Genomic DNA, 22,692 nt, shown 5'->3' on the forward strand with positions numbered 1-22,692 from the left:
TTAACCACAATTGTTGGATTGTAGCGGTCATCGCCATTATCTTGGCGATTCAAAGAATTTAGATGCCTGCCGGGCGACAGTGGCCCCGACGGAGGAATTCATGGATTTCAGGACGAGCGGCGTAGTCTTCACCTCCCTTCTCGCACTTTCGCTGGCGGGCTGCCAGAGTGAACGTTTTTCGCCGTACAGCGCCCGTCCCGCGGGTCCGGCTCCTCTTGCAGCGGCCCCTGCCGGACAGGTGACCTCAGGTGAGCTTCCGCCGCCGGCACAGCCGGGCATGACCGATCCCTCGCAGTTCCCCGCCGCTCCGGGCGCAGAGAACATGCCGTCGGGTCAAAACACCCAAGTCGCTGCTCTCGAGCAGGGCGCAGCCGAGATCTCATCCGGTTCCGTCGCAGGCGTCTGGAACGCCAGCGTCGCCGGCCAGAGCTGCCGTATCGCCACCCCGCAGACCCGCTTCGGCCAGGGTTACCGCGCCGGCCCGCTGCGCTGCCCTGCCCCGCTCGACGGCGTGAAGTCGTGGAACGTCGAAGGCAAGCAGCTCGCGCTCTACGACGCCAATGGCAGCGTTCTTGCCCGCCTCTACTCCTCGGGCGGCAGCCGCTTCGACGGCCAGACCACGAGCGGCCAGCCCGTCTCCCTGTCGCGCTAGGCCGGGCACTTGCCCCAACAACCTGTATCGATGAATTTCCTCGTCACCGCGCACCCGCTGCGCGGTGATTTGCAAATCGGATAAGGGTAACCGCATGTCCTCGTTCGACGGTCTGTCGGACTTTCGCACCGTGCGTGAAGAATACGATCACCGCGAAAGCACCGGTGTGTTGAAAAGCGATCCAAGGCAGATCGCCGTCATCGAGGCGCTCGACAAGCTCATCGAGGAAATCGCGACCAAGCGGCTGGCAAAGAAGTCCAGCGCTCTCGGCTGGCTGTTCGGCAAGCGCCGTCCGGCGAAGGAACCGGTAAAAGGCCTCTACGTCTACGGCGAGGTCGGCCGCGGCAAGACGATGCTGATGGACCTGTTCTATGAACTGGTGCCCGTGCGACGCAAGCGACGCGCCCACTTCAACGACTTCATGGCCGACGTCCACGACCGGATCCAGAAGCACCGCGAGAAGCTCAAGCGCGGCGAGACCAAGGAAAAGGACCCGATCCCGCCCGTCGCAAGGCAACTTGCCGAGGAGGCCTGGGTGCTTTGCTTCGACGAGTTCACCGTCACCGACATTGCCGACGCCATGGTGCTGTCGCGCCTGTTCTCGAGCCTGTTCGAGGAAGGCGTCGTTCTCGTCGCCACCTCGAACGTCGCCCCGCGCGATCTCTACCGCGACGGCCTCAATCGCGCGCTCTTCGTGCCGTTCATCGGCATTCTCGAGCAGAACGCCCGCATCATGAGCCTCGACGGCGACACTGACTATCGTCGCCGCAAGCTCGACCGCATGCAGGTCTACCTGACCCCGCTTGGACCCCAGACCGACCGGCGGATGGACGAGGCCTGGGAAACCGTGACCGCTGGCCGCAAGGTCGAACCGGCAACGATCGAACTCAAGGGCCGCGAGATCCATGTGCCGCGCGCAGCCGGCACCGCCGCGCGCTTTTCTTTCAGCGATCTTTGCGCCAAGCCACTCGGTGCGCGCGACTACCTCGCCATTGCCGCCCGCTACGACACCCTGTTCGTCGACCATATTCCGGTGATGTCGCAGGCCCAGCGCAATGAGGCAAAGCGCTTCATCCTCCTCGTCGACACGCTCTACGACCAGCACATGCGTCTCGTCGCCAGCGCCGAGACCGTCCCGGAGAAGCTTTATACCGGGACGATCGGCACAGAGAGCTTCGAGTTCGCCCGCACAGCCTCCCGCCTCACCGAGATGCAGAGCCGGGAGTGGCTGGACGCCGTGCGCAGCCGCAATGCTGCCGCCATCTTGGACGAGGCTGAGGAAGTTTGACGGAATGAGACCAAAAATTCTTACTTTTACGTAAGTTATTTTGGTTCTAAACGATTGAAAAAACTGGTGTCGTAAGATCCGGTTGAGTTTTTCCGCTTATAGCTGTATGCGGAAACCGGATTTCGGACGGCCTCCCGTGTCCGAGGATCAGTTTCGGCATTTCCGTTTCAGCCGGCGCTGCCGGCGGCACACAGGGGAAACCATCACATGGCTCGCAATAAGATTGCCCTCATCGGCTCTGGCATGATCGGCGGAACTCTCGCCCACCTGATCGGCCTCAAGGAACTCGGCGACGTCGTCCTGTTCGACATCGCGGAAGGTATCCCGCAGGGCAAAGGCCTCGACATCGCACAGTCTTCCCCGGTTGACGGCTTTGACGCCAGCTACGTCGGCGCGAACGACTACTCGGCAATCGAAGGCGCGGACGTCTGCATCGTCACCGCCGGTGTTCCGCGCAAGCCGGGCATGAGCCGCGACGACCTTCTCGGCATCAACCTGAAGGTCATGGAGCAGGTCGGCGCCGGCATCAAGAAGTACGCACCGAACGCCTTCGTCATCTGCATCACCAATCCGCTCGACGCGATGGTCTGGGCGCTGCAGAAGTTCTCGGGCCTGCCGAAGACCCACGTGGTCGGCATGGCCGGAGTTCTCGACTCCGCCCGCTTCCGCCTGTTCCTGGCGCAGGAGTTTAACGTCTCGGTCGAGGACGTCACCGCCTTCGTTCTCGGCGGCCACGGCGACACCATGGTTCCGCTGGCTCGCTATTCGACCGTCGCCGGCATTCCGCTGCCGGACCTCGTCAAGATGGGCTGGACCTCGCAGGAAAAGCTCGACCAGATCATTCAGCGCACCCGTGACGGCGGCGCCGAGATCGTCAGCCTGCTCAAGACCGGTTCGGCCTACTACGCTCCGGCTTCCTCGGCTATCGCCATGGCCGAAGCTTACCTCAAGGACAAGAAGCGCGTTCTTCCTTGCGCTGCCCACCTGTCGGGTCAGTATGGCCTCGACGACATCTATGTCGGCGTTCCGACCGTGATCGGTGCCGGCGGTGTCGAGCGCGTCATCGAGATCGACCTGAACAAGGAAGAGCAGAAGATGTTCGAAAACTCGGTGAATTCGGTGCGCGGCCTCTGCGAAGCCTGCATCGGTATCGCGCCGAACCTTGGCGAGAAGTGAGGCTTACGCATGAACATTCATGAATACCAGGCCAAGCAGCTGCTGAAGGGATACGGCGCGCCGGTTGCCAACGGCGTCGTGATCTTCAGCGCGGACGAGGCGGAAGCTGCGGCAAAGCAGCTTCCAGGACCGCTCTATGTGGTGAAGAGCCAGATCCATGCTGGCGGCCGCGGCAAGGGCAAGTTCAAGGAACTCCCGGCTGACGCAAAGGGCGGTGTCCGCCTCGCCAAGTCGATCGAGGACGTTGTTGCCAACGCGAAGGAAATGCTGGGCAACACGCTGGTCACCAAGCAGACCGGCCCGGCCGGCAAGCAGGTGAACCGCCTCTACATCGAGGACGGCGCCGACATTTCCCGCGAGCTCTACTGCTCGCTGCTGGTTGACCGCACCGTCGGCCGCGTTGCCTTCGTCGTCTCGACCGAAGGCGGCATGGACATCGAAGCAGTCGCCGAGGAAACCCCGGAGAAAATCCTCACCGTCGCGATCGACCCGGAGACGGGTGTTACCGACGCTGACCTCGAGAAGCTCAACAGCGCGCTTCAGCTGACCGGCGAGGCTGCCGAGGACGGCAAGAAGCTCTTCCCGCTCCTCTACAAGGCCTTCGTCGAGAAGGACATGAGCCTCCTCGAGATCAACCCGCTGATCGTCATGGAAAATGGCCGCCTGCGCGTCCTCGACGCGAAGGTGTCGTTCGACGGGAACGCGCTGTTCCGCCACGAGGACATCAAGGCGCTGCGCGACGAGACCGAAGAGGACGTCAAGGAAATCGAGGCTTCCAAGTGGGACCTCGCCTATGTCGCGCTCGACGGCAACATCGGCTGCATGGTCAACGGCGCAGGCCTTGCCATGGCAACCATGGACATCATCAAGCTCTACGGCGCTGAGCCGGCCAACTTCTGCGACGTCGGCGGCGGCGCTGGCAAGGAGAAGGTCGCAGCTGCGTTCAAGATCATCACCGCCGATCCGCGCGTCGAGGGCATCCTCGTCAACATCTTCGGCGGCATCATGAAGTGTGACGTCATCGCCGAAGGCGTGGTTGCAGCCGTCAAGGAAGTCGGTCTGAAGGTTCCGCTGGTCGTCCGCCTCGAGGGCACCAATGTGGAGCTGGGCAAGAAGATCATCAACGAGAGCGGCCTGAACGTGATTTCGGCCGACGATCTCGACGATGCCGCCCAGAAGATCGTCAAGGCCGTGAAGGGAAACTGATCCGCGATGTCTATTCTGATCAACAAGGACACCAAGGTTCTGGTTCAGGGCCTTACCGGCAAGACCGGCACCTTCCACACCGAACAGGCTCTCGCCTACTTCGGGACCAAGATGGTCGGCGGCATCCACCCGAAGAAGGGCGGCGAGAACTGGACCGGCTCGAAGGGCGAAACCCTGCCGATCTTCGCCTCGGTCGCCGAGGGCCGTGACCGCACCGGCGCGACCGCTTCGGTCGTCTACGTTCCGCCGGCAGGCGCTGCCGACGCGATCATCGAGGCCATCGAGGCCGAGATGGAGCTGATCGTCTGCATCACCGAAGGCATTCCGGTTGCGGATATGGTTAAGGTCAAGGCCAAGCTCGAGAAGTCGAAGTCGCGCCTGATCGGCCCGAACTGCCCCGGCATCGTCACCCCGGAAGAGTGCAAGATCGGCATCATGCCGGGCAACATCTTCCGCAAGGGTTCGGTCGGCGTCGTCTCGCGTTCCGGCACACTGACCTATGAGGCAGTGTTCCAGACCTCGAACGAGGGCCTCGGCCAGACCACCGCTGTCGGTATCGGCGGCGACCCGGTCAAGGGCACCGAGTTTATCGACGTCCTCGAGATGTTCCTGGCCGACCCGGCAACCGAGTCCATCATCATGATCGGCGAGATCGGCGGCTCGGCTGAGGAAGACGCTGCCCAGTTCCTGATCGACGAGGCCAAGCGCGGCCGTAAGAAGCCGATGGCCGGCTTCATCGCTGGCCGTACGGCTCCGGCCGGCCGCACCATGGGCCACGCCGGCGCGGTTATCTCGGGCGGCAAGGGCGGCGCCGAGGACAAGATCGCGGCGATGGAAGCTGCGGGCATCCGCGTTTCCCCGTCGCCGGCTCGCCTCGGCAAGACGCTCGTCGAAGCGATCAAGGGCTAATCATTCTGCGCCGGGCTGCCATCAGCCCGGCGCATTACATGTGACAGATGGGGCAACAGCGGCCCGAGGGGAATTGGCTACGCGGACCTGGGCACCATTCAGGCCGTCGGATACGGAGAAGGAGCGCGAGCTCCCAAAGGATTGACAATGGCGCGGCAAGACCAAGCGAACGATCAATTTTCGCTTACATCGTTCCTGTACGGCGGCAACGCCGACTACATCGAGACGCTCTACGCGGCGTGGCAGAAGGACCCTTCGTCGGTTGACCCCGAATGGCGTGATTTCTTTGCCGCGTTGAAGGATGATGCCAACGACGTCATCAAGAGCGCGGAAGGTGCCTCCTGGACCAGGAAGAACTGGCCGGTCGAGGCCCGCAACGAACTCGTCTCGGCGCTCGACGGCGATTGGGGCCAGGTCGAGAAGCACTTCGAGAAGAAGGTGAAGGGGAAGGCAGCCGCCAACGGCGCCACCCTTTCTGATTCCGACCTGCTGCGCGCGACCCGCGATTCCGTCCGCGCCATCATGATGATCCGCGCCTACCGCATGCGCGGTCACCTGCACGCGAACCTCGACCCGCTCGGCCTCGCCGAAGCGAAGGAAGACTATAACGAGCTTTCGCCGGAGACCTACGGCTTCACCGAAGCCGACTACGACCGGCCGATCTTCATCGACCATGTGCTGGGCCTGGAATACGCCACCGTCCGGCAGATGCTCGACATCCTTAAGCGCACCTACTGCTCGACCCTCGGCGTCGAATTCATGCACATCTCCAACCCGGAAGAGAAAGCATGGATCCAGGAGCGCATCGAGGGCCCGGACAAGGGCGTGACCTTCACCCCGGAAGGCAAGAAGGCGATCCTCTCCAAGCTGATCGAGGCTGAGGGCTTCGAGCAGTTCATCGACGTCAAGTACAAGGGCACCAAGCGCTTCGGCCTTGACGGCGGCGAGTCGCTGATCCCGGCGCTCGAGCAGATCATCAAGCGCGGCGGCCATCTCGGCATGAAGGAAATTGTGCTCGGCATGGCTCACCGCGGCCGCCTCAACGTTCTGACGAACGTCATGGGCAAGCCGCACCGCGCCGTGTTCCACGAGTTCAAGGGCGGCTCGTTCGCTCCGGACGACGTGGAAGGCTCGGGCGACGTGAAGTACCACCTCGGTGCTTCGTCCGACCGCGAGTTCGACAACAACAAGGTGCACCTGTCGCTGACGGCGAATCCGTCGCACCTTGAGATCGTCAACCCGGTGGTGATGGGCAAGGCCCGCGCCAAGCAGGACCAGATCTTCGGCCGCACCCGCGAGGAAGTCATTCCGATCGAGGAGCGCGCCAAGGTCCTGCCGCTGCTGATCCACGGCGACGCCGCGTTCGCGGGGCAGGGCGTCGTAGCCGAGTGCCTTGGTCTGTCGGGCCTGCGCGGTCATCGCGTTGCCGGCACGATCCACTTCATCATCAACAACCAGATCGGTTTCACCACCAATCCGCGCTTCTCGCGCTCGTCGCCCTACCCGTCCGACGTCGCGAAGATGATCGAGGCGCCGATCTTCCATGTGAATGGAGACGATCCGGAAGCAGTCGTCTACGCTGCGAAGATCGCGACCGAATTTCGGATGAAGTTCCAGAAGCCGGTCGTCATCGACATGTTCTGCTACCGTCGCTTCGGCCACAACGAAGGCGACGAGCCGGCATTCACCCAGCCGATGATGTACCGCGCGATCCGCGCGCACCGCACGACCGTCCAGCTCTACGGCGACAAGCTGATCGCCGAGGGTCTGGTCACCCAGGCCGAAATCGACAAGATGAAGGCCGACTGGCGCGCGCATCTTGAGGCCGAGTTCGAGGCCGGTCAGGCTTATAAGCCGAACAAGGCCGACTGGCTGGACGGCGCCTGGACGGGGCTGCGTGCTGCCGACAACCAGGACGAGCAGCGCCGCGGCAAGACCGCCGTACCGCTCAAGACGCTCAAGGAACTCGGCAAGAAGCTGACCGATGTCCCGGGCGACTTCGAGGTGCACCGCACGATTGCGCGCTTCCTCGAGAACCGTCGCAAGGCGATCGAGACGGGCGAGGGCATCGACTGGGCAACCGCCGAGTCGCTCGCATTCGCCTCGATCCTGATGGAAGGTCATCCGATCCGCCTGTCCGGTCAGGACTCGGAGCGCGGCACCTTCTCACAGCGCCATTCGGTTCTCTACGACCAGCGCGACGAGCGCCGCTACATCCCGCTGAACCACCTCGGGCCGCAGCAGGCGAACTACGAAGTCATCAACTCGATGCTTTCGGAAGAGGCAGTGCTCGGCTTCGAATACGGCTACTCGCTCGCAGAGCCGCGCGCTCTGACTCTGTGGGAAGCCCAGTTCGGCGACTTCGCCAACGGTGCACAGGTCGTGTTCGACCAGTTCATCTCGTCGGGCGAGCGCAAGTGGCTGCGCATGTCGGGTCTCGTCTGCCTGCTGCCGCATGGCTACGAGGGCCAGGGTCCGGAGCACTCCTCCGCCCGCCTCGAGCGCTATCTGCAGCTCTGCGCGGAAGACAACATGCAGGTCGCCAACGTCACGACGCCGGCGAACTACTTCCACATCCTGCGCCGTCAGCTGAAGCGTGACTTCCGCAAGCCGCTGATCCTGATGACGCCGAAGTCGCTGCTGCGCCACAAGCGTGCAGTCTCGACGCTCGCGGAGATGGCTGGTGAGTCGACCTTCCACCGCTTGCTGTGGGACGATGCGGAGTATCTCAAGGACCAGCCGATCAAGCTGGTGAAGGATTCGAAGATCCGCCGGGTCGTGCTCTGCTGCGGCAAGGTCTACTACGACCTCTACGAGGAGCGCGAGAAGCGCGGCATCGACGACATCTACCTGCTGCGCGTCGAGCAGCTCTATCCGTTCCCGGCCAAGGCGCTCATCAACGAGCTGTCGCGTTTCAAGAACGCGGAGATGGTCTGGTGCCAGGAAGAGCCCAAGAATATGGGTGCATGGTCGTTCATCGAGCCCTATCTGGAATGGGTGCTCGGTCACATCGACGCCAAGCACAAGCGTGCTCGCTACACTGGACGTCCTGCCGCCGCCTCGCCGGCGACCGGCCTTATGTCCAAGCACCTGGCGCAGCTCGAGGCTTTCCTCGAAGATGCTCTGGGCAACTAACCAACGGAACCACTGAAGCGAAGAAGGCAACGGAACAGAACAATGGCTACCGAAATTCGCGTGCCCACTCTCGGTGAATCGGTCTCCGAGGCGACCATTGGCAAGTGGTTCAAGAAGGTCGGCGATACCATCGCTGCCGACGAGCCGCTGGTGGAACTGGAAACCGACAAGGTGACGATCGAGGTCCCGGCACCTGCCGCCGGCACCCTCTCGGAAATCACCGCAAACGAAGGCGACTCCGTCGAGCCGGGCGCTCTGCTCGGCATGATCGGTAGTGCCGGCGCTGCCGCGTCCGCCCCGGCTGCTGCGCCGCAGGCTGAAGCACCGAAGGCCGAGGCTGCCAAGGCTGCCGCCGAGGCTGGCATCTCGACCGACCAGATCGCCGGCTCCGGCAAGCGCGGCCAGGTGCTCAAGGGCGACGTCCTCGACGCCATCGCCAAGGGTGTCACCGCTCCTGCAGCTCCTGCTGCTGCTCCGGTCGCGGCTCGTGCCCCGACGAACGAGGCCGACGCTGTGCGCGAAGAGCGCGTCCGCATGACCAAGCTGCGCCAGACCATCGCGCGCCGCCTGAAGGACGCCCAGAACACCGCCGCCATGCTCACCACCTTCAACGAGGTGGACATGAAGCCGGTGATGGACCTGCGCGCCAAGTACAAGGACCTGTTCGAGAAGAAGCACGGCGTGAAGCTCGGCTTCATGGGCTTCTTCACCAAGGCCGTGACGCACGCGCTGAAGGAGATCCCCGCGGTCAACGCCGAGATCGATGGCACCGACATCATCTACAAGAACTTCTGCCACATCGGCGTTGCCGTCGGCACGGACAAGGGTCTCGTCGTCCCGGTCGTCCGCGATGCCGACCAGATGTCGATCTCCGAGATCGAGAAGGAAATCGGCCGCCTCGGCGCTGCCGCGCGTGACGGCAAGCTCTCGGTCGCCGACATGCAGGGCGGCACCTTCACCATCTCGAATGGCGGTGTCTACGGCTCGCTGATGTCCACGCCGATCCTGAATGCGCCGCAGTCCGGCATCCTCGGCATGCACAAGATCCAGGAGCGTCCGGTTGTCGTCGGCGGCCAGATCGTCATCCGTCCGATGATGTACCTGGCGCTCAGCTACGATCACCGCATCGTCGACGGCAAGGAAGCCGTGACCTTCCTCGTTCGCGTCAAGGAGACGCTGGAGGATCCGGAGCGTCTCGTTCTCGACCTCTAAGGCCGAGCGAAAGCTTGAAAGGCGGCGATGCCGGGCAAGCCCCAGCTGAGAGTCGGCGAAAGCCGGTTGATTGGCGAGGACCTGCCCTTCACGCCGCCTTTCTCATACGTTCCGGCTGGGTCGGAATGATGAGTTGAGTTCACGGCGGGGCTTGCCCCGCCGTTCGGATGAACGGGCATTGGCGCTGCCGCCACGCAATGCTTGATCTTGGTGCGGTTTGCCTCGATCTGTAAGGCAGGCACCTCAGGGGAATGTAGCAGCGAGCGCGAGGCTCGCGTGAAGGAAGGAATTTGTCATGAGCTATGATGTCGTTGTCATCGGTGCAGGTCCTGGCGGCTATGTGTGCGCCATCAAGGCAGCCCAGCTTGGCCTGAAGACCGCCATTGTCGAGAAGCGCGACACCTATGGCGGCACCTGCGTGAATGTCGGCTGCATTCCCTCCAAGGCGCTGCTGCACGCCACCGAAATGCTGCTTGAGGCACGCCACTCTTTCGATTCCCTCGGCATCGAGATCTCCGAGCCGAAGGTGAACCTCGAGAAGCTGATGGCGCACCGCGTCAGCACCGTCGAGTCCAACACCAAGGGTCTCGTCTTCCTGATGAAGAAGAACAAGATCGACACGTTCCATGGAACGGGTTCGATCGCGGCCGCCGGCAAGGTCGTCGTCACTGACGCCGCAGGCAAGACGCAGGAAATCGAGGCGAAGAACATCGTCATAGCCACCGGCTCCGACGTTGCCGGCATTCCCGGCGTGCCGGTCGAGTTCGACGAGAAGGTCATCGTCACTTCGACGGGCGCGCTGCAGTTCGAGAAGGTTCCGGGTCACTTGGTGGTCGTCGGCGGCGGCGTAATCGGCCTCGAGCTCGGCTCGGTCTGGGCACGTCTCGGCGCCAAGGTCACGATCGTCGAGTATCTCGACACTATCCTCGGCGGCATGGATGGCGAAGTCTCCAAGCAGTGCCAGCGCATGCTCGCCAAGCAGGGCATGGACTTCAAGCTTGGCGCCAAGGTCACTGCCGTGAAGAAGGAAGGAGAGGGCGCATCGGTCGCCTTCGAGCCTGTAAAGGGCGGTGACGCCGTTACGCTCACGGCCGATGCAGTGCTCGTCGCGACCGGCCGCAAGCCGTACACGGACGGCCTTGGCCTCGACAAGGTGGGCGTGGAGCTCGACCCGCGCGGCCGCGTCGTCGTCGACGCGCATCTCCAGACCAACGTGGCGGGCATCTTTGCGATCGGCGACGTCATTGCCGGCCCCATGCTGGCGCACAAGGCAGAGGAAGAGGGTGTTGCCCTCGCCGAGCGCCTTGCTGGCCAGGCTGGCCACGTCAACTACGAGGTCATCCCGGGCGTGGTCTACACCAGCCCCGAGGTTGCCTCTGTCGGCAAGACCGAGGAAGAGCTCAAGGCTGCAGGCGTTCCCTACAATGTCGGCAAGTTCCCGTTCTCGGCGAACGGACGTGCTCGCGCGATGCTGCAGACGGAAGGTTTTGTGAAGGTGCTGGCTGACAAGGCTACGGATCGCATCCTCGGCGTTCACGTCGTCGGCTTCGGCGCCGGCGAGATGATCCATGAAGCCGCGGTCCTGATGGAGTTCGGCGGTTCTTCGGAGGACTTGGCCCGTACCTGCCATGCCCACCCGACGATGTCCGAGGCGGTGAAGGAGGCCGCTCTCGCGACCTTCTTCAAGCCGATCCACATGTAATAATTACTGCGCCGGTGCGGGTGCCGGGGCGGCAGGTTCCGAAGGAGCCGGAGCTGCCTCTGGTGCCGGTGCCGGCGTTGCCGGGGCAGGGGCCGTTGCATCCGGTGTGGTCGGAGCCACGCTCGGCGCATCATTGGCCGGTGCCTGCTCACTCTGCTCCGGGATTACCGCAGTCGTGCCCGGGTCAGTGGAAGGGCCGGTGTTGAATGCAATCAGCGCAATCACCAGCAGGACTGCTATAACGCCGGCGGCGATAAGGCCGCCACGTCCGCGATCAGCAGGGATCGGCCGATCATTGATCAGCGGATCAGCAGCGGGATCGCTGTAAGGCGCGCCGGGGCGCGGAACGTTTGGGTCCAGGCGGGGGTCGGTGTTTCTCGGATCAGTCATCATACTCTCCGTCGTTCGTTGCCCCCATCTCGCCACCCTAACGCGCTGACTTCGAAGGCGGTTCCCATTCAGGTTGCGACTGCCGATTGAGGGGCTTTCCCAAACCTCGTTCTGTGGTAGCCAGAAGCTCATGGCACAGAAGAAAGCTCACGAAGTCGATTCCTGGCTGAAGCGGCCAGATCCTGACGTACGTATCGTCCTGATCTACGGGCCCGACCGCGGCCTTGTCTCCGAACGTGCGACGGCGTTCGTCAAGACGCTCGGGCTTGATCCCGAGGATCCGTTCTCGTCCGTTCGCCTTGACGCATCGGAAGTCGAAACCTCACCCGGGCGCCTCACCGACGAGGCCGGCACAGTGCCGATGTTCTCCGACCGCCGTCTCATCTGGATCAAGGGCGCTGGGGCGCAGAAGCAGCTCGCCGATGAGGTGAAGGGTCTCGCCTCCGCGCCGCCGCAGGACGCAATCATTCTCATCGAGGCCGGCGACCAGAAGAAGGGCGCGGGACTGCGCGGCACTATTGAGGGCGCCGACCGCTGCATGGCGCTGCCCTGCTACGCGGACGAGGGTCGATCGCTCGATGCGGTCATTGACGAAGTCCTTTCCCGCGAGGGTCTCACCATCTCTATGGAAGCACGACAGGCACTGAAGGTCGGCCTCGGCGGCGACCGCCTCGCCTCGCGTGGCGAGATTGAGAAAATCGCACTTTATTGCCACGGGCAACGTGAAGTCACCGTCGCGGACATCGAAGCTATCAGCGGCAATGTCGCCGGCATCAGCGCCGACGACGCCGTGGACGCAGTTCTCATTGGCAATGCGCAGACTTTCGACACCAGCTTCACCCGCCTGGTCGGCTCAGGCTCTCCGGCTTTTCTGGTGCTTTCTGGCGCCATGCGCCAGTTCCAGTCGCTGCAACTAATGCGGGCGGAAATGGAAGCAAGCAACAAGCCTGCCGGGGCCGTGGTCGCATCCGCCCGGCCGCCGGTGTTCTTTGCCAGGCGCAAGCTGGTGGAAACGGCGCTGCAGAAATGGACGAGCGCGGCAATCGCCCGGGCACTTGAGCGGCTGCAGGCTGCCGTGCTGCTGACACGCCAACGGCCCGACCTCACGGTTGCGACCGCGAGGCAGGCGCTGATGGCGCTTGTAGTGGAAGCAGCAAGAAGCAGGCGCTGAGCGCCTGCCCAAGATCTAGCTGCGCAAGCGGTGGCAGATCTCGTCGAGCTGCTCGAGCGTCTTGTAGGCAATCCGGAGTTCGCCCCCGCGCTTGCCGTGGTTAATCGCGACCTTCAGGCCGATGATGTCGGACAGTGTCTTTTCGAGCGCGATCGTATCGGCGTCCTTTTCGGCAGGAGCTGCCTTCGGCTTCGCCGCCTGATCTGCCGGCATCTGCGCTAGCGCCTCGGCCTGACGAACCGAAAGGCCTTCCTCGACGATCAGCTTTGCCAGCGCGACCGGGTCCTCAGCCGTCACCAGCGTACGCGCATGGCCGGCCGACAGCACACCGTCGACCAGCATCTGCCGCACCTCGTTCGGCAGCTTCAGCAGCCGCAGCGTGTTCGCGACATGGCTGCGGCTCTTGCCGATGACTTGACCAAGATCGGCCTGAGTATAGTTGTGCTCGTCGATAAGCTGTTGATATCCAAGCGCTTCTTCGACCGGATTTAGATCGGAACGCTGCACGTTCTCGATGATCGCAAGCTCGAGCGCGACGCGGTCGTCGACTTCGCGGATGATCACCGGAATTTCGGCCAGGCCTGCTAGCTGTGCGGCACGCCAGCGGCGCTCACCGGCGATAATCTCATAACGCCCGCCCGTTGCCGTGCGCACCACGACCGGCTGCACGACTCCATGCTCGCGGATCGACTGAGCAAGGTCGGAAAGCTCTTCCTCGGCAAAACTGCGGCGCGGGTTGCGCGGGTTAGGGTGCACGAACTCGATCGGCACCTTGTTGTCGGCGCCGATCCGCGGTGCAGTCACTTGCTCAACAGGCTTGTCCATCTCGCCGATAAGCGCCGCGAGGCCGCGTCCCAGTCTGCGCCTTGATGGATCTTCGCTCATAGCCGCTCCCGCTTCATTTCGTTACCGAATCGACTTTGCTTCAGGCAGCGCGAAGCTGCCGTTCACGGCGGATGACTTCGGAAGCCAGCTGCAGGTACGCCTGGCTGCCGGTGCACTTGAGGTCGTAGAGGATCGCCGGTTTGCCGTGCGACGGCGCCTCCGACACTCGCACGTTGCGCGGGATCACCGTATCGTAAACCTTCTCGCCCATATGCGCGCGAACATCCTCAACAACCTGATTGGCCAGATTGTTACGACCATCAAACATTGTCAGGACAATACCCTGGATATTCAGCGAAGGATTGATCGTGCTGCGGATCTGCTCGACAGTCTGCAAGAGCTGGCTCAGACCCTCGAGCGCAAAGAACTCGCACTGCAGCGGGACTAGAACCGAATCCGCCGCGGCCATGGAGTTTAGCGTCAGCAGGTTGAGCGAAGGCGGGCAGTCAATCAGGACATAAGAATAACCGGCGCCCTCGGTGGCCGAGCGACGCAGCGCATTGCGCAGACGAAGCACACGGTCCGGCGCCGCGGCGATTTCCATTTCGATGCCGAGCAGATCAAGCGTCGACGCAATGATCGACAAGCCAGGCACAGCAGTCGGGATCGCAGCTTCGATGACGGTCGCCTGGCCGGTTAGCAGGTCGTACGACGAAACCTCGCGATCCTGACGGTCGATGCCAAGGCCGGTCGAGGCGTTACCCTGCGGATCGAGATCGACGATCAGGACTTTTTCGCCAATCGCCGCGAGAGCAGTCGCCAGATTGATCGTCGTCGTCGTCTTGCCCACGCCGCCCTTCTGATTGGCGACGGTGATAATGCGCGGGAACGGGGTCATGTCTTTATCAGCCATGTGTCGATCAGGTGTCAGACGAAACTTTCGCGTCCTTCAACTGCCAAATTTCGAGGATCCGACTCTCGGAATCGATCCTGCTCACATGTTGTACCAGATCGAATCCGTAGCTGGTACGGCTTTCATGAACCTCCATAGCGTAATCCCGTCCTTTGTGAAACAGCGCGCTAGCACCGTCGAGCAGCCACGGCGAGGCAAGTTTCAACAGCAGGGGCAGGGGAGCGAGAGCCCGGGCGGTGACGATTTCCGGCTGCTCTACCTTTCCTACCGCTTGCTCGATTCGCGATACATGAACCGTCGCAGGGGCGCCAAGAGAACCCAGGACGGATTTCAGGAAGGCTGCCTTCTTGTTGTTGCTCTCGACGAGCTCGATGTGTGCACCCGGGCGTTCGCGCAGGATGATCGCCATGATCGCGCCGGGAAAGCCGCCGCCCGAGCCAAGGTCCAGCCAACGTAAGGCGGTTGGGGCGAGGGGAGCGATCTGTGCGCTGTCGAGGATGTGCCGCTCCCAAAGTTGGTTCAGTGTCGACGGCGCAGCCAGATTGATACGGCTGTTCCACCGCTTGAATTCAGCCTCGAAGTGTTCAAGCCGCTCAAAAGTTTCACGTGAAACGTCTCCCGCGACGTCACGTAGAAGCTCGTACTTGTCCATTAGGCAGCGCCCCGCTCCGCACGCGCGTGCTGCTGCAGCACTGATATGATGATCGCAAGAGCCGCAGGCGTCATTCCGTCTATCCGCTGTGCCTCCGCCAGCGATCGAGGGCGCCGTGTTGAAAGCTTTTGCTGCAGCTCCTTAGACAGACCAGGCAGCAGCGTGTAGTCCATGTCGGCCGGAACCTCACGTTCCTGCTCCCGGCGGAGAACTGCAACGTCGGCATTCTGGCGCTCGAGATAAACTGCATAACGAGCCTCGGTCTCCAGACGCTCAGCTGTCTTTGGACTGATCGCGCCAAGCTGCGGCCACACGCTGAGTAGACGCTGGAAGTCGATGTCGGGGTATGACATCAGCTCGTAAGCCGAGCGACGCTGCCCATCCCGGTTGAGCGCAAGGCCATATTTGCTTGCCTCGTTCGGGGTGAGATTCAGCGACTTGGCGAGCTCGCGGGCGTCCGCCAGCTCCTGTTCCAGCGCCTCGAATTTCGCCTGACGTGCTCGCCCGACGATCCCCAGCTCTACCCCAAGCGGCGTCAACCTTTCGTCGGCATTGTCCGCGCGCAGCGATAGGCGGAACTCGGCGCGCGATGTGAACATGCGATAAGGCTCGGAAACGCCACGGCTCACCAGGTCATCGATCATTACCCCGATGTACGCATCGCCACGGCCGAGGATGACGGGATCTTCCCCCGCCGCCTTACGCGCCGCGTTCAGACCCGCGATGATGCCTTGCGCCGCCGCTTCTTCGTAACCGGTCGTACCGTTGATCTGTCCGGCTAGAAACAGCCCGGGCACGCGCCGGGTCTCCAGTGACATCTCCAGTTCGCGCGGATCGACGTGGTCATACTCGATCGCGTAGCCGTGCTGCAGGATCGTCGCTCGCTCCAGTCCGGGAATGGAGGCAATCAGGGCATCCTGCGCGTCGCGGGGCAGGGAGGTCGAAATGCCGTTGGGGTAGACGGTGTGATCATCCAAGCCTTCCGGCTCCAGGAAGATCTGATGGCCGTCCCGGTCACCGAACTTGACGATCTTGTCCTCGATCGACGGGCAGTAGCGCGGGCCGATACCTTCAATGTTCCCCGAGTACATCGCCGAACGATGCAGATTCTCGCGAATGATCTCGTGTGTGCGTTGCGTCGTGCGGGTAATGCCGCACTCGATCTGAGGCGTCGTGATCTTCTCCGTCATCAGCGAGAAGGGCACGAGCTCATCGTCCGCAGCCTGCATCTCCAACGAAGCCCAGTCGATGGTGCGGCCGTCGAGGCGGGCAGGGGTGCCGGTCTTGAGGCGTGCGAGTTTGAAGCCGGCTCGGTTCATGGTGGCCGACAGACCGGTTGATGCCTTTTCGCCGATACGCCCGGCGGGGAAACGCTCGTCACCAATATGGATCAAACCGCGCAGGAAGGTCCCTGTGGTCAGGACCACCGAAGTCGTGGCAAGCTCCCTGCCATCAAGCAGAACGACCCCGCAAACACGGCGGTCTTGTAGCAAAAGGTCTTCGGCCTCCCCCTCTATGACTTCGAGATTCGGTTGCTCAGCGATCGCCGCCTGCATCGCCAGCGTGTAGAGCTTGCGATCGGCTTGGGTGCGCGGCCCGCGTACAGCCGGTCCCTTGCGGCGGTTGAGCATTCGGAATTGGATGCCGGCCGCATCTGCGACACGTCCCATCAGGCCGTCGAGGGCATCGATCTCGCGGACGAGATGTCCTTTGCCCAATCCGCCAATGGCAGGATTGCAGGACATCACGCCGATCGTATCGCGCTTCATCGTCAGCAGCGCGGTTTTCGCGCCAGCACGTGCAGCCGCGGCTGCAGCTTCACATCCGGCGTGGCCGCCGCCGATGACGATCACATCATAATGCATGGACATGGCATTACCTCTTCTACCGAAGGCAATGGGTGCGCCGAGGTTGTGAGTCAAGCTTTTTAGAGTCGTTTCACGTGAAACAATGCGCCTGCTTCAATGGGGTGTTTCGGACCGTGTTTCACGTGAATCACACGAACGCGGCATGAGCTAGGTGTTTCACGTGAATCACTTGCCGATACAGAACTCGGAGAAGATAACTCCAAGCAGCTCTTCCGCGTCGACGGAACCCACGATCTTTCCAAGCGCGTATTCGGCCAGCCGCAACTCTTCAGCCCGCAACTCGAGGTCGAGTTGTGTGGCTTGCACCGCATTATCGAGATGCTGCGCCGCCCGGTTCAGGAGCTCAACCTGGCGCGCGCGCGTGGGGACCACACCGGCGGCGGCAGAAGATGCTGCTTCTGCCATAGCGCGAACGCGAGCCTCGAGCTCCAACATGCCTCGTCCTGATGGCGCGGCGATTGCCACATCATGTCCGTCGGTGGGAGCAAGCGCCCTGACATCTGCCTTCGTCGCGACCTTCAGAACCGGAACGCCCGGCAGCTTGATCTCGGGAACATCTCCTGATCCATCGTCGAGCTCCAGGATCAGATCCGCGCGCTCAGTGGCTTGCCTTGCCCGCTCAACGCCAATGCGCTCGACCACGTCTTCTGTCTCACGAATGCCAGCCGTGTCCGTCACGATGACTTTCAGTCCGCCGAGATCAAGAGAGACTTCGACAAGGTCCCGGGTAGTGCCGGGAATGTCCGTGACGATCGCCACGTCGCGTTTTGCGAGTGCATTTAGAAGACTGGACTTGCCGACGTTCGGCCGGCCAACCAGCACGACGCGAAAGCCTTCGCGCACAATTTCACCCGCATGAAAGCCAGCGGCATGGTTAAGAATGTCTTGCCGCAGTTGCTCCACACTCGCCCATACCTGATCAGAAACTGATCCCGGAACGTCCGCCTCGTCAGCGAAGTCGAGCTCGGCCTCGATCAGTGCACGGGCGCGAAGAAGAGCCTTGCGCCAACCTTCGTAGAGCTCGCGTTGACGGCCATCCGCGTTTGCGACCGCCATGCGGCGCTGTTGTTCAGTCTCGGCGGAGATGAGATCGGAGAGGGCTTCGGCTGCGGTCAGATCCATCTTACCGTTGAGGAAGGCGCGGCGACTGAACTCGCCGGCCTCGGCCTGCCGCGTATCGGGATAGGTTGCAAGTTCTTCCAGGATTGCTGCCACCGTCGCGCGGCCACCATGAACATGGAGTTCCGCCACATCCTCCCCCGTAAAGCTCCCGGGAGAAGAAAAGAAGAGAACGAGGGCATGGTCGAGCAGCCGGCCATCCTGTGCACGCAGCTCGCGAAGGTGTGCCTTGCGAGGAGCAGGCACCCCGGAGATCTTTTCCAGAATGCTCTTCACCGCCGGCCCCGAAATGCGGATCACCGCCACGCCCGAAGGAAGCGCGCCGGAGGACAGCGCGAAGATCGTTTCCCGGAATAGTGTTTGCCCATTCATGGCCGCCGCCCTACCTTCCGCAAAAATTCTGGTGAGACATGACGATCCTTCCCGCAAAGAACCTGCTGGCCAGCGAAAGCAGCCCCTATCTGCGCCAGCATGCACACAATCCGGTTCACTGGCGACCGTGGTCCGCCGAGGCGCTTGCCGAAGCAAAGGCCACCCAACGGCCCATCCTCCTCTCCGTCGGCTATGCGGCATGTCACTGGTGTCATGTCATGGCCCATGAGAGTTTTGAAGACGAGCAAGTTGCGGCCGTCATGAACCGTCTGTTCGTCAACATCAAGGTCGATCGTGAGGAACGGCCGGATGTCGACCAGATCTACATGGCCGCATTGACGGCCATGGGCGAACAGGGTGGCTGGCCACTCACCATGTTCCTGACCCCGGACGCGAAACCTTTTTGGGGCGGTACCTACTTTCCCAAGGAACCGCGCTATGGCCGTCCGGGCTTCATCCAGATCATGGAGGCGATCGGGCAAACCTGGCTGGAAAAACGTGCCGATCTTGAAGCCGGGTCAGAAGCTCTTTCAGATCACATCAGCCAGCGTCTCGCCGGCACCAACATCCATTCAAATCTCGACGCGCGGCTTCTGCCGGCATTTGCCGACGCGATTTATTCGTCGCTCGATATGGAAAGAGGCGGGCTTCGCGGGGGACCAAAGTTTCCGAATGCTCCGTTCATGGAAGCGCTCTGGATGAACGGCGTGCGCAACGGCCATGACGATCATGCTGCGGCCGTCGCCTTCAGCCTGCAGTGCATGCTGTCCGGCGGCATTTACGATCATGTTGGCGGGGGCTTGTGCCGCTACTCCACTGATGCCGAGTGGATGGTGCCGCACTTTGAAAAGATGCTCTACGACAACGCGCAGCTCATTGCTCTTGGCAGCGCCGTCTACGCGCGAACTGGGGGACCGGCATTCAAGCGCGCGATTGAGGAAACCATCGCCTGGCTGCAGCGCGAGATGATGGCCGAAGGAGGCGGTTTTGCATCCAGCCTCGATGCCGACAGTGAAGGCGAGGAAGGACGCTTCTATCTCTGGACGCGCGAGGAGATCGAAACGGCCCTGGATGATGATGCCGACCGATTCTTGGTGCACTACGCTCTCGCGCGACCTGACGGATGGGAGGGGGAACCCATTCTCTATCTGCGCGATGAACCCCGCGAGCTCGCCCGCGACGAACTAGCCGGATTGAAGTCTCGGCTCCTTCAAGCGCGTGCACGGAGGGTGCGCCCTGGCCGCGACGACAAGGTGCTCACCGACTGGAACGGTCTGATGATTTCTGCGCTCGCCAATGCCTCGCGCGTGTTCGATCGTTCCGACTGGCTGGAGCTGGCCACCAGCGCCTATGACTCGATCGTTGCTTCCGCGCGCGACGGCCGGTGATGTGCGGTTGTTCCCTGCCATGGCGAGCGACTACGCTGCGATGATCAATGCGGCGATTTCGCTTTATCAAGCATCGGGTTCATCGCGATATATCAGCGACGCATCAGCGTTTTTGTCGACGCTTGATCGCTGGTATATCGATGAAGACGGTTTCGGCTATTTCCTCACCGCGTCGGATGCGGATGACGTGCCGCTCAGAATTCGCGGTGATGTCGATGAGGCGATTCCATCGGCCACGGCACAAATCATCAAAGCGGTGTTGAGGCTGTCGCTCGTTACTTCGGACAGCGAACTCTACGACCGTGCAGTCGACCTCGCCGAACATGCGCTCGGTCGAACCGAGCAGCAGCGCTACGGCCGCGCCGGAATCATCGCCGCCGCGGAATTAGTGCGGGAGCCACGCAAGCTGATGCTCGTCGACGAACAAAACGGGCGTCTCGTTTCGGAGGCGAATCGAAATTTCGATCTCTCGCGCACCGACGTCATCATCCCGCGGAGCGCTGAAGGCCAGGTCACCCTGCCGGACGGCTCGTTCATCAATGCGTCAGAGCCCGGCGCGTACCTCTGCATCGGCCAGTCCTGCCGTCCACCCGTGCGCGACGCGGAAAGCCTAGCGGAGCTGTTGCGCAGCCAGGGCTGATACTCGGTACAACAAAAAAGCGCGCCACAAGGGCGCGCTTATCAAATTCGTCTGCCTGCTCGGTTACGTGTTCATCGAGTCGAAGAACTCGGCGTTGTTCTTCGTCTGCTTCAGCTTGTCGATGAGGAACTCGATCGCATCGGTGGTGCCCATCGGCGCGAGGATGCGGCGCAGGACGAAGATCTTCTGCAGGTCCTGGCGCTTGACCAGCAGGTCCTCCTTGCGGGTACCGGACTTGAGAATGTCCATCGCCGGGAAGATGCGCTTGTCGGCCACTTTGCGGTCGAGGACGATTTCCGAGTTACCGGTGCCCTTGAACTCTTCGAAGATGACTTCGTCCATGCGGCTGCCGGTATCGATCAGCGCGGTTGCGATAATGGTCAGCGAGCCGCCTTCCTCGATGTTGCGTGCCGCACCGAAGAAGCGCTTCGGACGCTGCAGTGCGTTTGCGTCGACACCGCCGGTAAGCACCTTGCCCGAGGACGGCACAACGGTGTTGTAGGCGCGGCCGAGGCGCGTGATCGAGTCGAGCAGAATGACAACGTCGCGGCCATGCTCGACCAAACGCTTCGCCTTCTCGATCACCATCTCGGCGACCTGGACGTGGCGGGCGGCCGGCTCGTCGAAGGTCGAGGAAACGACCTCGCCCTTCACCGAGCGCTGCATGTCGGTCACTTCTTCCGGACGCTCATCGATCAGGAGAACGATGAGATAGGCTTCCGGGTGATTGGTCGAGATCGAGTGGGCGATGTTCTGCAGCAGAACCGTCTTACCGGTACGCGGCGGCGCCACGATCAGCCCGCGCTGGCCCTTGCCGAGCGGAGCCACCAGGTCGATCACGCGGGCCGACAGGTCCTTGCCCGTCGGATTGTCGGTCTCCATCCGCAGGCGCTCATTCGGGTAGAGCGGCGTCAGGTTGTCGAAATGGATCTTGTGGCGGATCTTCTCAGGATCCTCGAAGTTGATCGTATTGACCTTCAGCAGCGCGAAGTAGCGCTCGCCTTCCTTCGGGCTGCGGATCGGACCTTCGACCGTATCGCCAGTCTTCAGCGAGAAGCGGCGGATCTGCGACGGGGAGATGTAGATGTCGTCCGGACCCGGCAGATAGTTCGCATTGGCCGAACGCAGGAAGCCGAAGCCGTCCTGCAGAATCTCGACAACGCCTTCGCCAATGATCTCGACATCCTGCGCTGCGAGCTTTTTCAGAATCGCGAACATCAGTTCCTGCTTGCGCAGGACGCTGGCGTTCTCGACCTCAAGCGATTCGGCAAACGCGATGAGGTCGGTCGGACTCTTGCTCTTGAGCTCTTGAAGTTTCATTTCCTGCATGATGCGGACTCTGATGGCGAGTATGAAGATGCGGGGCGTCTGTGCGCTGTAGAAGCGTCTGTTGGGACAGAAAGCACTACGCCATGCGGGGAGAGAGGGAACCGACTCATACCGTTCCTAACGTCAAAGCGCAACAAGCGATTTCAGTGGAGTTAGTGCCACCAAGTCATGAGGCGCTGTGGCGGGGCGACGCAGGGCCGAAATGCGCGGTTCCCGAAAGGCCTAAAACGGCTTCACGATCACGAGAATGACGATCAGGATCATCAGGACCGTCGGTACTTCATTGACGATCCGCCAGTGGCGCGACGGCTTCGTGTTGCGGTCCTCCGCGAAGCGGCGGACGGACGCGGCGAGGTAGCCGTGCACGCCGGAAAGGGCGATTACCAGCGCAATCTTGCCGTGCAGCCAGCCGCCCTTGAAGCCATAAATGCTCCACGCCATCCAGAGGCCCAGCACCCACGACACCATCATCGCCGGATTGATGATGGCGCGCAGCAAACGGCGCTCCATCACCTTGAAGGTCTCGGACTTTGCCGAGCCTACTTCGGATTCGGCGTGGTAGACGAACAGGCGCGGCAGATAGAGCATGCCGGCCATCCAGGAAATCACGGCAATCACGTGGAACGCCTTGATCCAGGGATAGGCCCCGACAGGGTTCAGCCAGAACAGCAGAGCCGTCAGGATCACCAGAACGGCGATCGCAACGACTGCGCGGGTAGCCGGGTTGCCGGATGCCTGTGCCAAG

General features: G+C 62.2%; 19 protein-coding genes. 11 read left to right on the plus strand and 8 right to left on the minus strand.

Annotated features, from left to right (window positions below; genetic code table 11):
- Window positions 1-100: 100 nt before the first annotated feature.
- The 8 genes from L610_RS16760 (at window position 101) to lpdA (ending at window position 11,280) form a co-directional block, all read left to right on the plus strand.
- Window positions 101-652 (plus strand): protease inhibitor Inh/omp19 family protein, encoded by a 552-nt coding sequence (locus L610_RS16760; protein WP_144706458.1) that lies wholly within the window; start codon window positions 101-103, stop codon window positions 650-652.
- 94 nt (window positions 653-746) lie between these two features.
- Window positions 747-1,940 carry a cell division protein ZapE gene (gene zapE / locus L610_RS16765; RefSeq protein WP_144706460.1) on the plus strand — a complete coding sequence of 398 codons (1,194 nt, stop codon included), beginning with the start codon at window positions 747-749 and terminating at the stop codon, window positions 1,938-1,940.
- A 207-nt stretch (window positions 1,941-2,147) separates the two neighbouring features.
- The gene (gene mdh / locus L610_RS16770; RefSeq protein ID WP_024847157.1) at window positions 2,148-3,116 is read left to right on the plus strand and encodes a malate dehydrogenase; all 969 of its coding nucleotides are present in this window, start codon (window positions 2,148-2,150) and stop codon (window positions 3,114-3,116) included.
- Between the two features lie 9 nt (window positions 3,117-3,125).
- Window positions 3,126-4,322 (plus strand): ADP-forming succinate--CoA ligase subunit beta, encoded by a 1,197-nt coding sequence (gene sucC, locus L610_RS16775; RefSeq protein ID WP_024847156.1) that lies wholly within the window; start codon window positions 3,126-3,128, stop codon window positions 4,320-4,322.
- Between the two features lie 6 nt (window positions 4,323-4,328).
- On the plus strand, window positions 4,329-5,231 hold the full coding sequence (gene sucD / locus L610_RS16780; RefSeq protein ID WP_144706462.1) for a succinate--CoA ligase subunit alpha: 903 nt from the start codon (window positions 4,329-4,331) through the stop codon (window positions 5,229-5,231).
- A 147-nt stretch (window positions 5,232-5,378) separates the two neighbouring features.
- Entirely contained in the window at window positions 5,379-8,366 is a 2,988-nt protein-coding gene (locus tag L610_RS16785) for a 2-oxoglutarate dehydrogenase E1 component (RefSeq protein WP_144706463.1), read from the plus strand.
- A gap of 42 nt (window positions 8,367-8,408) precedes the next feature.
- Window positions 8,409-9,578, plus strand: coding sequence for a 2-oxoglutarate dehydrogenase complex dihydrolipoyllysine-residue succinyltransferase (odhB, locus tag L610_RS16790; RefSeq protein WP_144706465.1), 1,170 nt, complete (start codon window positions 8,409-8,411; stop codon window positions 9,576-9,578).
- 295 nt (window positions 9,579-9,873) lie between these two features.
- Complete coding sequence (gene lpdA / locus L610_RS16795; protein ID WP_144706467.1) at window positions 9,874-11,280, plus strand: dihydrolipoyl dehydrogenase; 1,407 nt, start codon at window positions 9,874-9,876, stop codon at window positions 11,278-11,280.
- A 3-nt stretch (window positions 11,281-11,283) separates the two neighbouring features.
- Here lpdA and L610_RS16800 read toward each other — a convergent pair whose 3' ends face one another.
- The gene (locus L610_RS16800) at window positions 11,284-11,670 is read right to left on the minus strand and encodes a hypothetical protein (RefSeq protein ID WP_144706470.1); all 387 of its coding nucleotides are present in this window, start codon (window positions 11,668-11,670) and stop codon (window positions 11,284-11,286) included.
- 130 nt (window positions 11,671-11,800) lie between these two features.
- Here L610_RS16800 and holA point away from each other — a divergent pair, with 130 nt between their 5' ends.
- Window positions 11,801-12,841: a DNA polymerase III subunit delta gene (gene holA / locus L610_RS16805; RefSeq protein ID WP_144706472.1), complete on the plus strand. Its 1,041-nt coding sequence runs from the start codon at window positions 11,801-11,803 to the stop codon at window positions 12,839-12,841.
- A gap of 15 nt (window positions 12,842-12,856) precedes the next feature.
- Here the strand turns inward: holA and L610_RS16810 are convergent, their stop codons facing one another.
- The 5 genes from L610_RS16810 to mnmE form a co-directional block, all read right to left on the minus strand.
- Entirely contained in the window at window positions 12,857-13,726 is an 870-nt protein-coding gene (locus L610_RS16810; RefSeq protein ID WP_144706474.1) for a ParB/RepB/Spo0J family partition protein, read from the minus strand.
- 40 nt (window positions 13,727-13,766) lie between these two features.
- Complete coding sequence (locus L610_RS16815; RefSeq protein ID WP_024847148.1) at window positions 13,767-14,564, minus strand: ParA family protein; 798 nt, start codon at window positions 14,562-14,564, stop codon at window positions 13,767-13,769.
- A 22-nt stretch (window positions 14,565-14,586) separates the two neighbouring features.
- On the minus strand, window positions 14,587-15,231 hold the full coding sequence (gene rsmG / locus L610_RS16820; RefSeq protein WP_024847147.1) for a 16S rRNA (guanine(527)-N(7))-methyltransferase RsmG: 645 nt from the start codon (window positions 15,229-15,231) through the stop codon (window positions 14,587-14,589).
- Complete coding sequence (gene mnmG, locus L610_RS16825; protein WP_024847146.1) at window positions 15,231-17,102, minus strand: tRNA uridine-5-carboxymethylaminomethyl(34) synthesis enzyme MnmG; 1,872 nt, start codon at window positions 17,100-17,102, stop codon at window positions 15,231-15,233. The genes rsmG and mnmG overlap by 1 nt, the downstream gene beginning before the upstream one ends.
- A 162-nt stretch (window positions 17,103-17,264) precedes the next feature.
- Window positions 17,265-18,590, minus strand: coding sequence for a tRNA uridine-5-carboxymethylaminomethyl(34) synthesis GTPase MnmE (gene mnmE / locus L610_RS16830; protein ID WP_024847145.1), 1,326 nt, complete (start codon window positions 18,588-18,590; stop codon window positions 17,265-17,267).
- Window positions 18,591-18,628: 38 nt separating this feature from the next.
- On the opposite strand from mnmE, the gene L610_RS16835 reads away from it, so the two are divergent.
- Window positions 18,629-19,978, plus strand: a complete 1,350-nt coding sequence (locus tag L610_RS16835; RefSeq protein ID WP_246659043.1) for a thioredoxin domain-containing protein — start codon at window positions 18,629-18,631, stop codon at window positions 19,976-19,978.
- 19 nt (window positions 19,979-19,997) lie between these two features.
- Entirely contained in the window at window positions 19,998-20,618 is a 621-nt protein-coding gene (locus L610_RS20620) for a thioredoxin domain-containing protein (protein WP_144708602.1), read from the plus strand.
- Window positions 20,619-20,681: 63 nt separating this feature from the next.
- Here the strand turns inward: L610_RS20620 and rho are convergent, their stop codons facing one another.
- Window positions 20,682-21,947 carry a transcription termination factor Rho gene (gene rho / locus L610_RS16840; RefSeq protein WP_024847143.1) on the minus strand — a complete coding sequence of 422 codons (1,266 nt, stop codon included), beginning with the start codon at window positions 21,945-21,947 and terminating at the stop codon, window positions 20,682-20,684.
- A gap of 222 nt (window positions 21,948-22,169) precedes the next feature.
- Complete coding sequence (gene hemJ / locus L610_RS16845) at window positions 22,170-22,691, minus strand: protoporphyrinogen oxidase HemJ (RefSeq protein WP_024847142.1); 522 nt, start codon at window positions 22,689-22,691, stop codon at window positions 22,170-22,172.
- Window position 22,692: the final 1 nt, after the last annotated feature.

Origin of the sequence: Aminobacter sp. J44 (assembly GCF_007829415.1) — a bacterium.
Classification (GTDB): domain Bacteria; phylum Pseudomonadota; class Alphaproteobacteria; order Rhizobiales; family Rhizobiaceae; genus Aerobium.

Excerpts from the sequence above, each read along its gene's own strand:
- L610_RS16760 (WP_144706458.1), top strand. The coding sequence starts at position 101 with ATGGATTTCAGGACGAGCGGCGTAGTCTTCACCTCCCTTCTCGCACTT.
- zapE (WP_144706460.1), top strand. The coding sequence starts at position 747 with ATGTCCTCGTTCGACGGTCTGTCGGACTTTCGCACCGTGCGTGAAGAA.
- mdh (WP_024847157.1), top strand. The coding sequence starts at position 2,148 with ATGGCTCGCAATAAGATTGCCCTCATCGGCTCTGGCATGATCGGCGGA.
- sucC (WP_024847156.1), top strand. The coding sequence starts at position 3,126 with ATGAACATTCATGAATACCAGGCCAAGCAGCTGCTGAAGGGATACGGC.
- sucD (WP_144706462.1), top strand. The coding sequence starts at position 4,329 with ATGTCTATTCTGATCAACAAGGACACCAAGGTTCTGGTTCAGGGCCTT.
- L610_RS16785 (WP_144706463.1), top strand. The coding sequence starts at position 5,379 with ATGGCGCGGCAAGACCAAGCGAACGATCAATTTTCGCTTACATCGTTC.
- odhB (WP_144706465.1), top strand. The coding sequence starts at position 8,409 with ATGGCTACCGAAATTCGCGTGCCCACTCTCGGTGAATCGGTCTCCGAG.
- lpdA (WP_144706467.1), top strand. The coding sequence starts at position 9,874 with ATGAGCTATGATGTCGTTGTCATCGGTGCAGGTCCTGGCGGCTATGTG.
- L610_RS16800 (WP_144706470.1), bottom strand. The coding sequence starts at position 11,670 with ATGACTGATCCGAGAAACACCGACCCCCGCCTGGACCCAAACGTTCCG.
- holA (WP_144706472.1), top strand. The coding sequence starts at position 11,801 with ATGGCACAGAAGAAAGCTCACGAAGTCGATTCCTGGCTGAAGCGGCCA.
- L610_RS16810 (WP_144706474.1), bottom strand. The coding sequence starts at position 13,726 with ATGAGCGAAGATCCATCAAGGCGCAGACTGGGACGCGGCCTCGCGGCG.
- L610_RS16815 (WP_024847148.1), bottom strand. The coding sequence starts at position 14,564 with ATGACCCCGTTCCCGCGCATTATCACCGTCGCCAATCAGAAGGGCGGC.
- rsmG (WP_024847147.1), bottom strand. The coding sequence starts at position 15,231 with ATGGACAAGTACGAGCTTCTACGTGACGTCGCGGGAGACGTTTCACGT.
- mnmG (WP_024847146.1), bottom strand. The coding sequence starts at position 17,102 with ATGTCCATGCATTATGATGTGATCGTCATCGGCGGCGGCCACGCCGGA.
- mnmE (WP_024847145.1), bottom strand. The coding sequence starts at position 18,590 with ATGAATGGGCAAACACTATTCCGGGAAACGATCTTCGCGCTGTCCTCC.
- L610_RS16835 (WP_246659043.1), top strand. The coding sequence starts at position 18,629 with ATGACGATCCTTCCCGCAAAGAACCTGCTGGCCAGCGAAAGCAGCCCC.
- L610_RS20620 (WP_144708602.1), top strand. The coding sequence starts at position 19,998 with ATGGCGAGCGACTACGCTGCGATGATCAATGCGGCGATTTCGCTTTAT.
- rho (WP_024847143.1), bottom strand. The coding sequence starts at position 21,947 with ATGCAGGAAATGAAACTTCAAGAGCTCAAGAGCAAGAGTCCGACCGAC.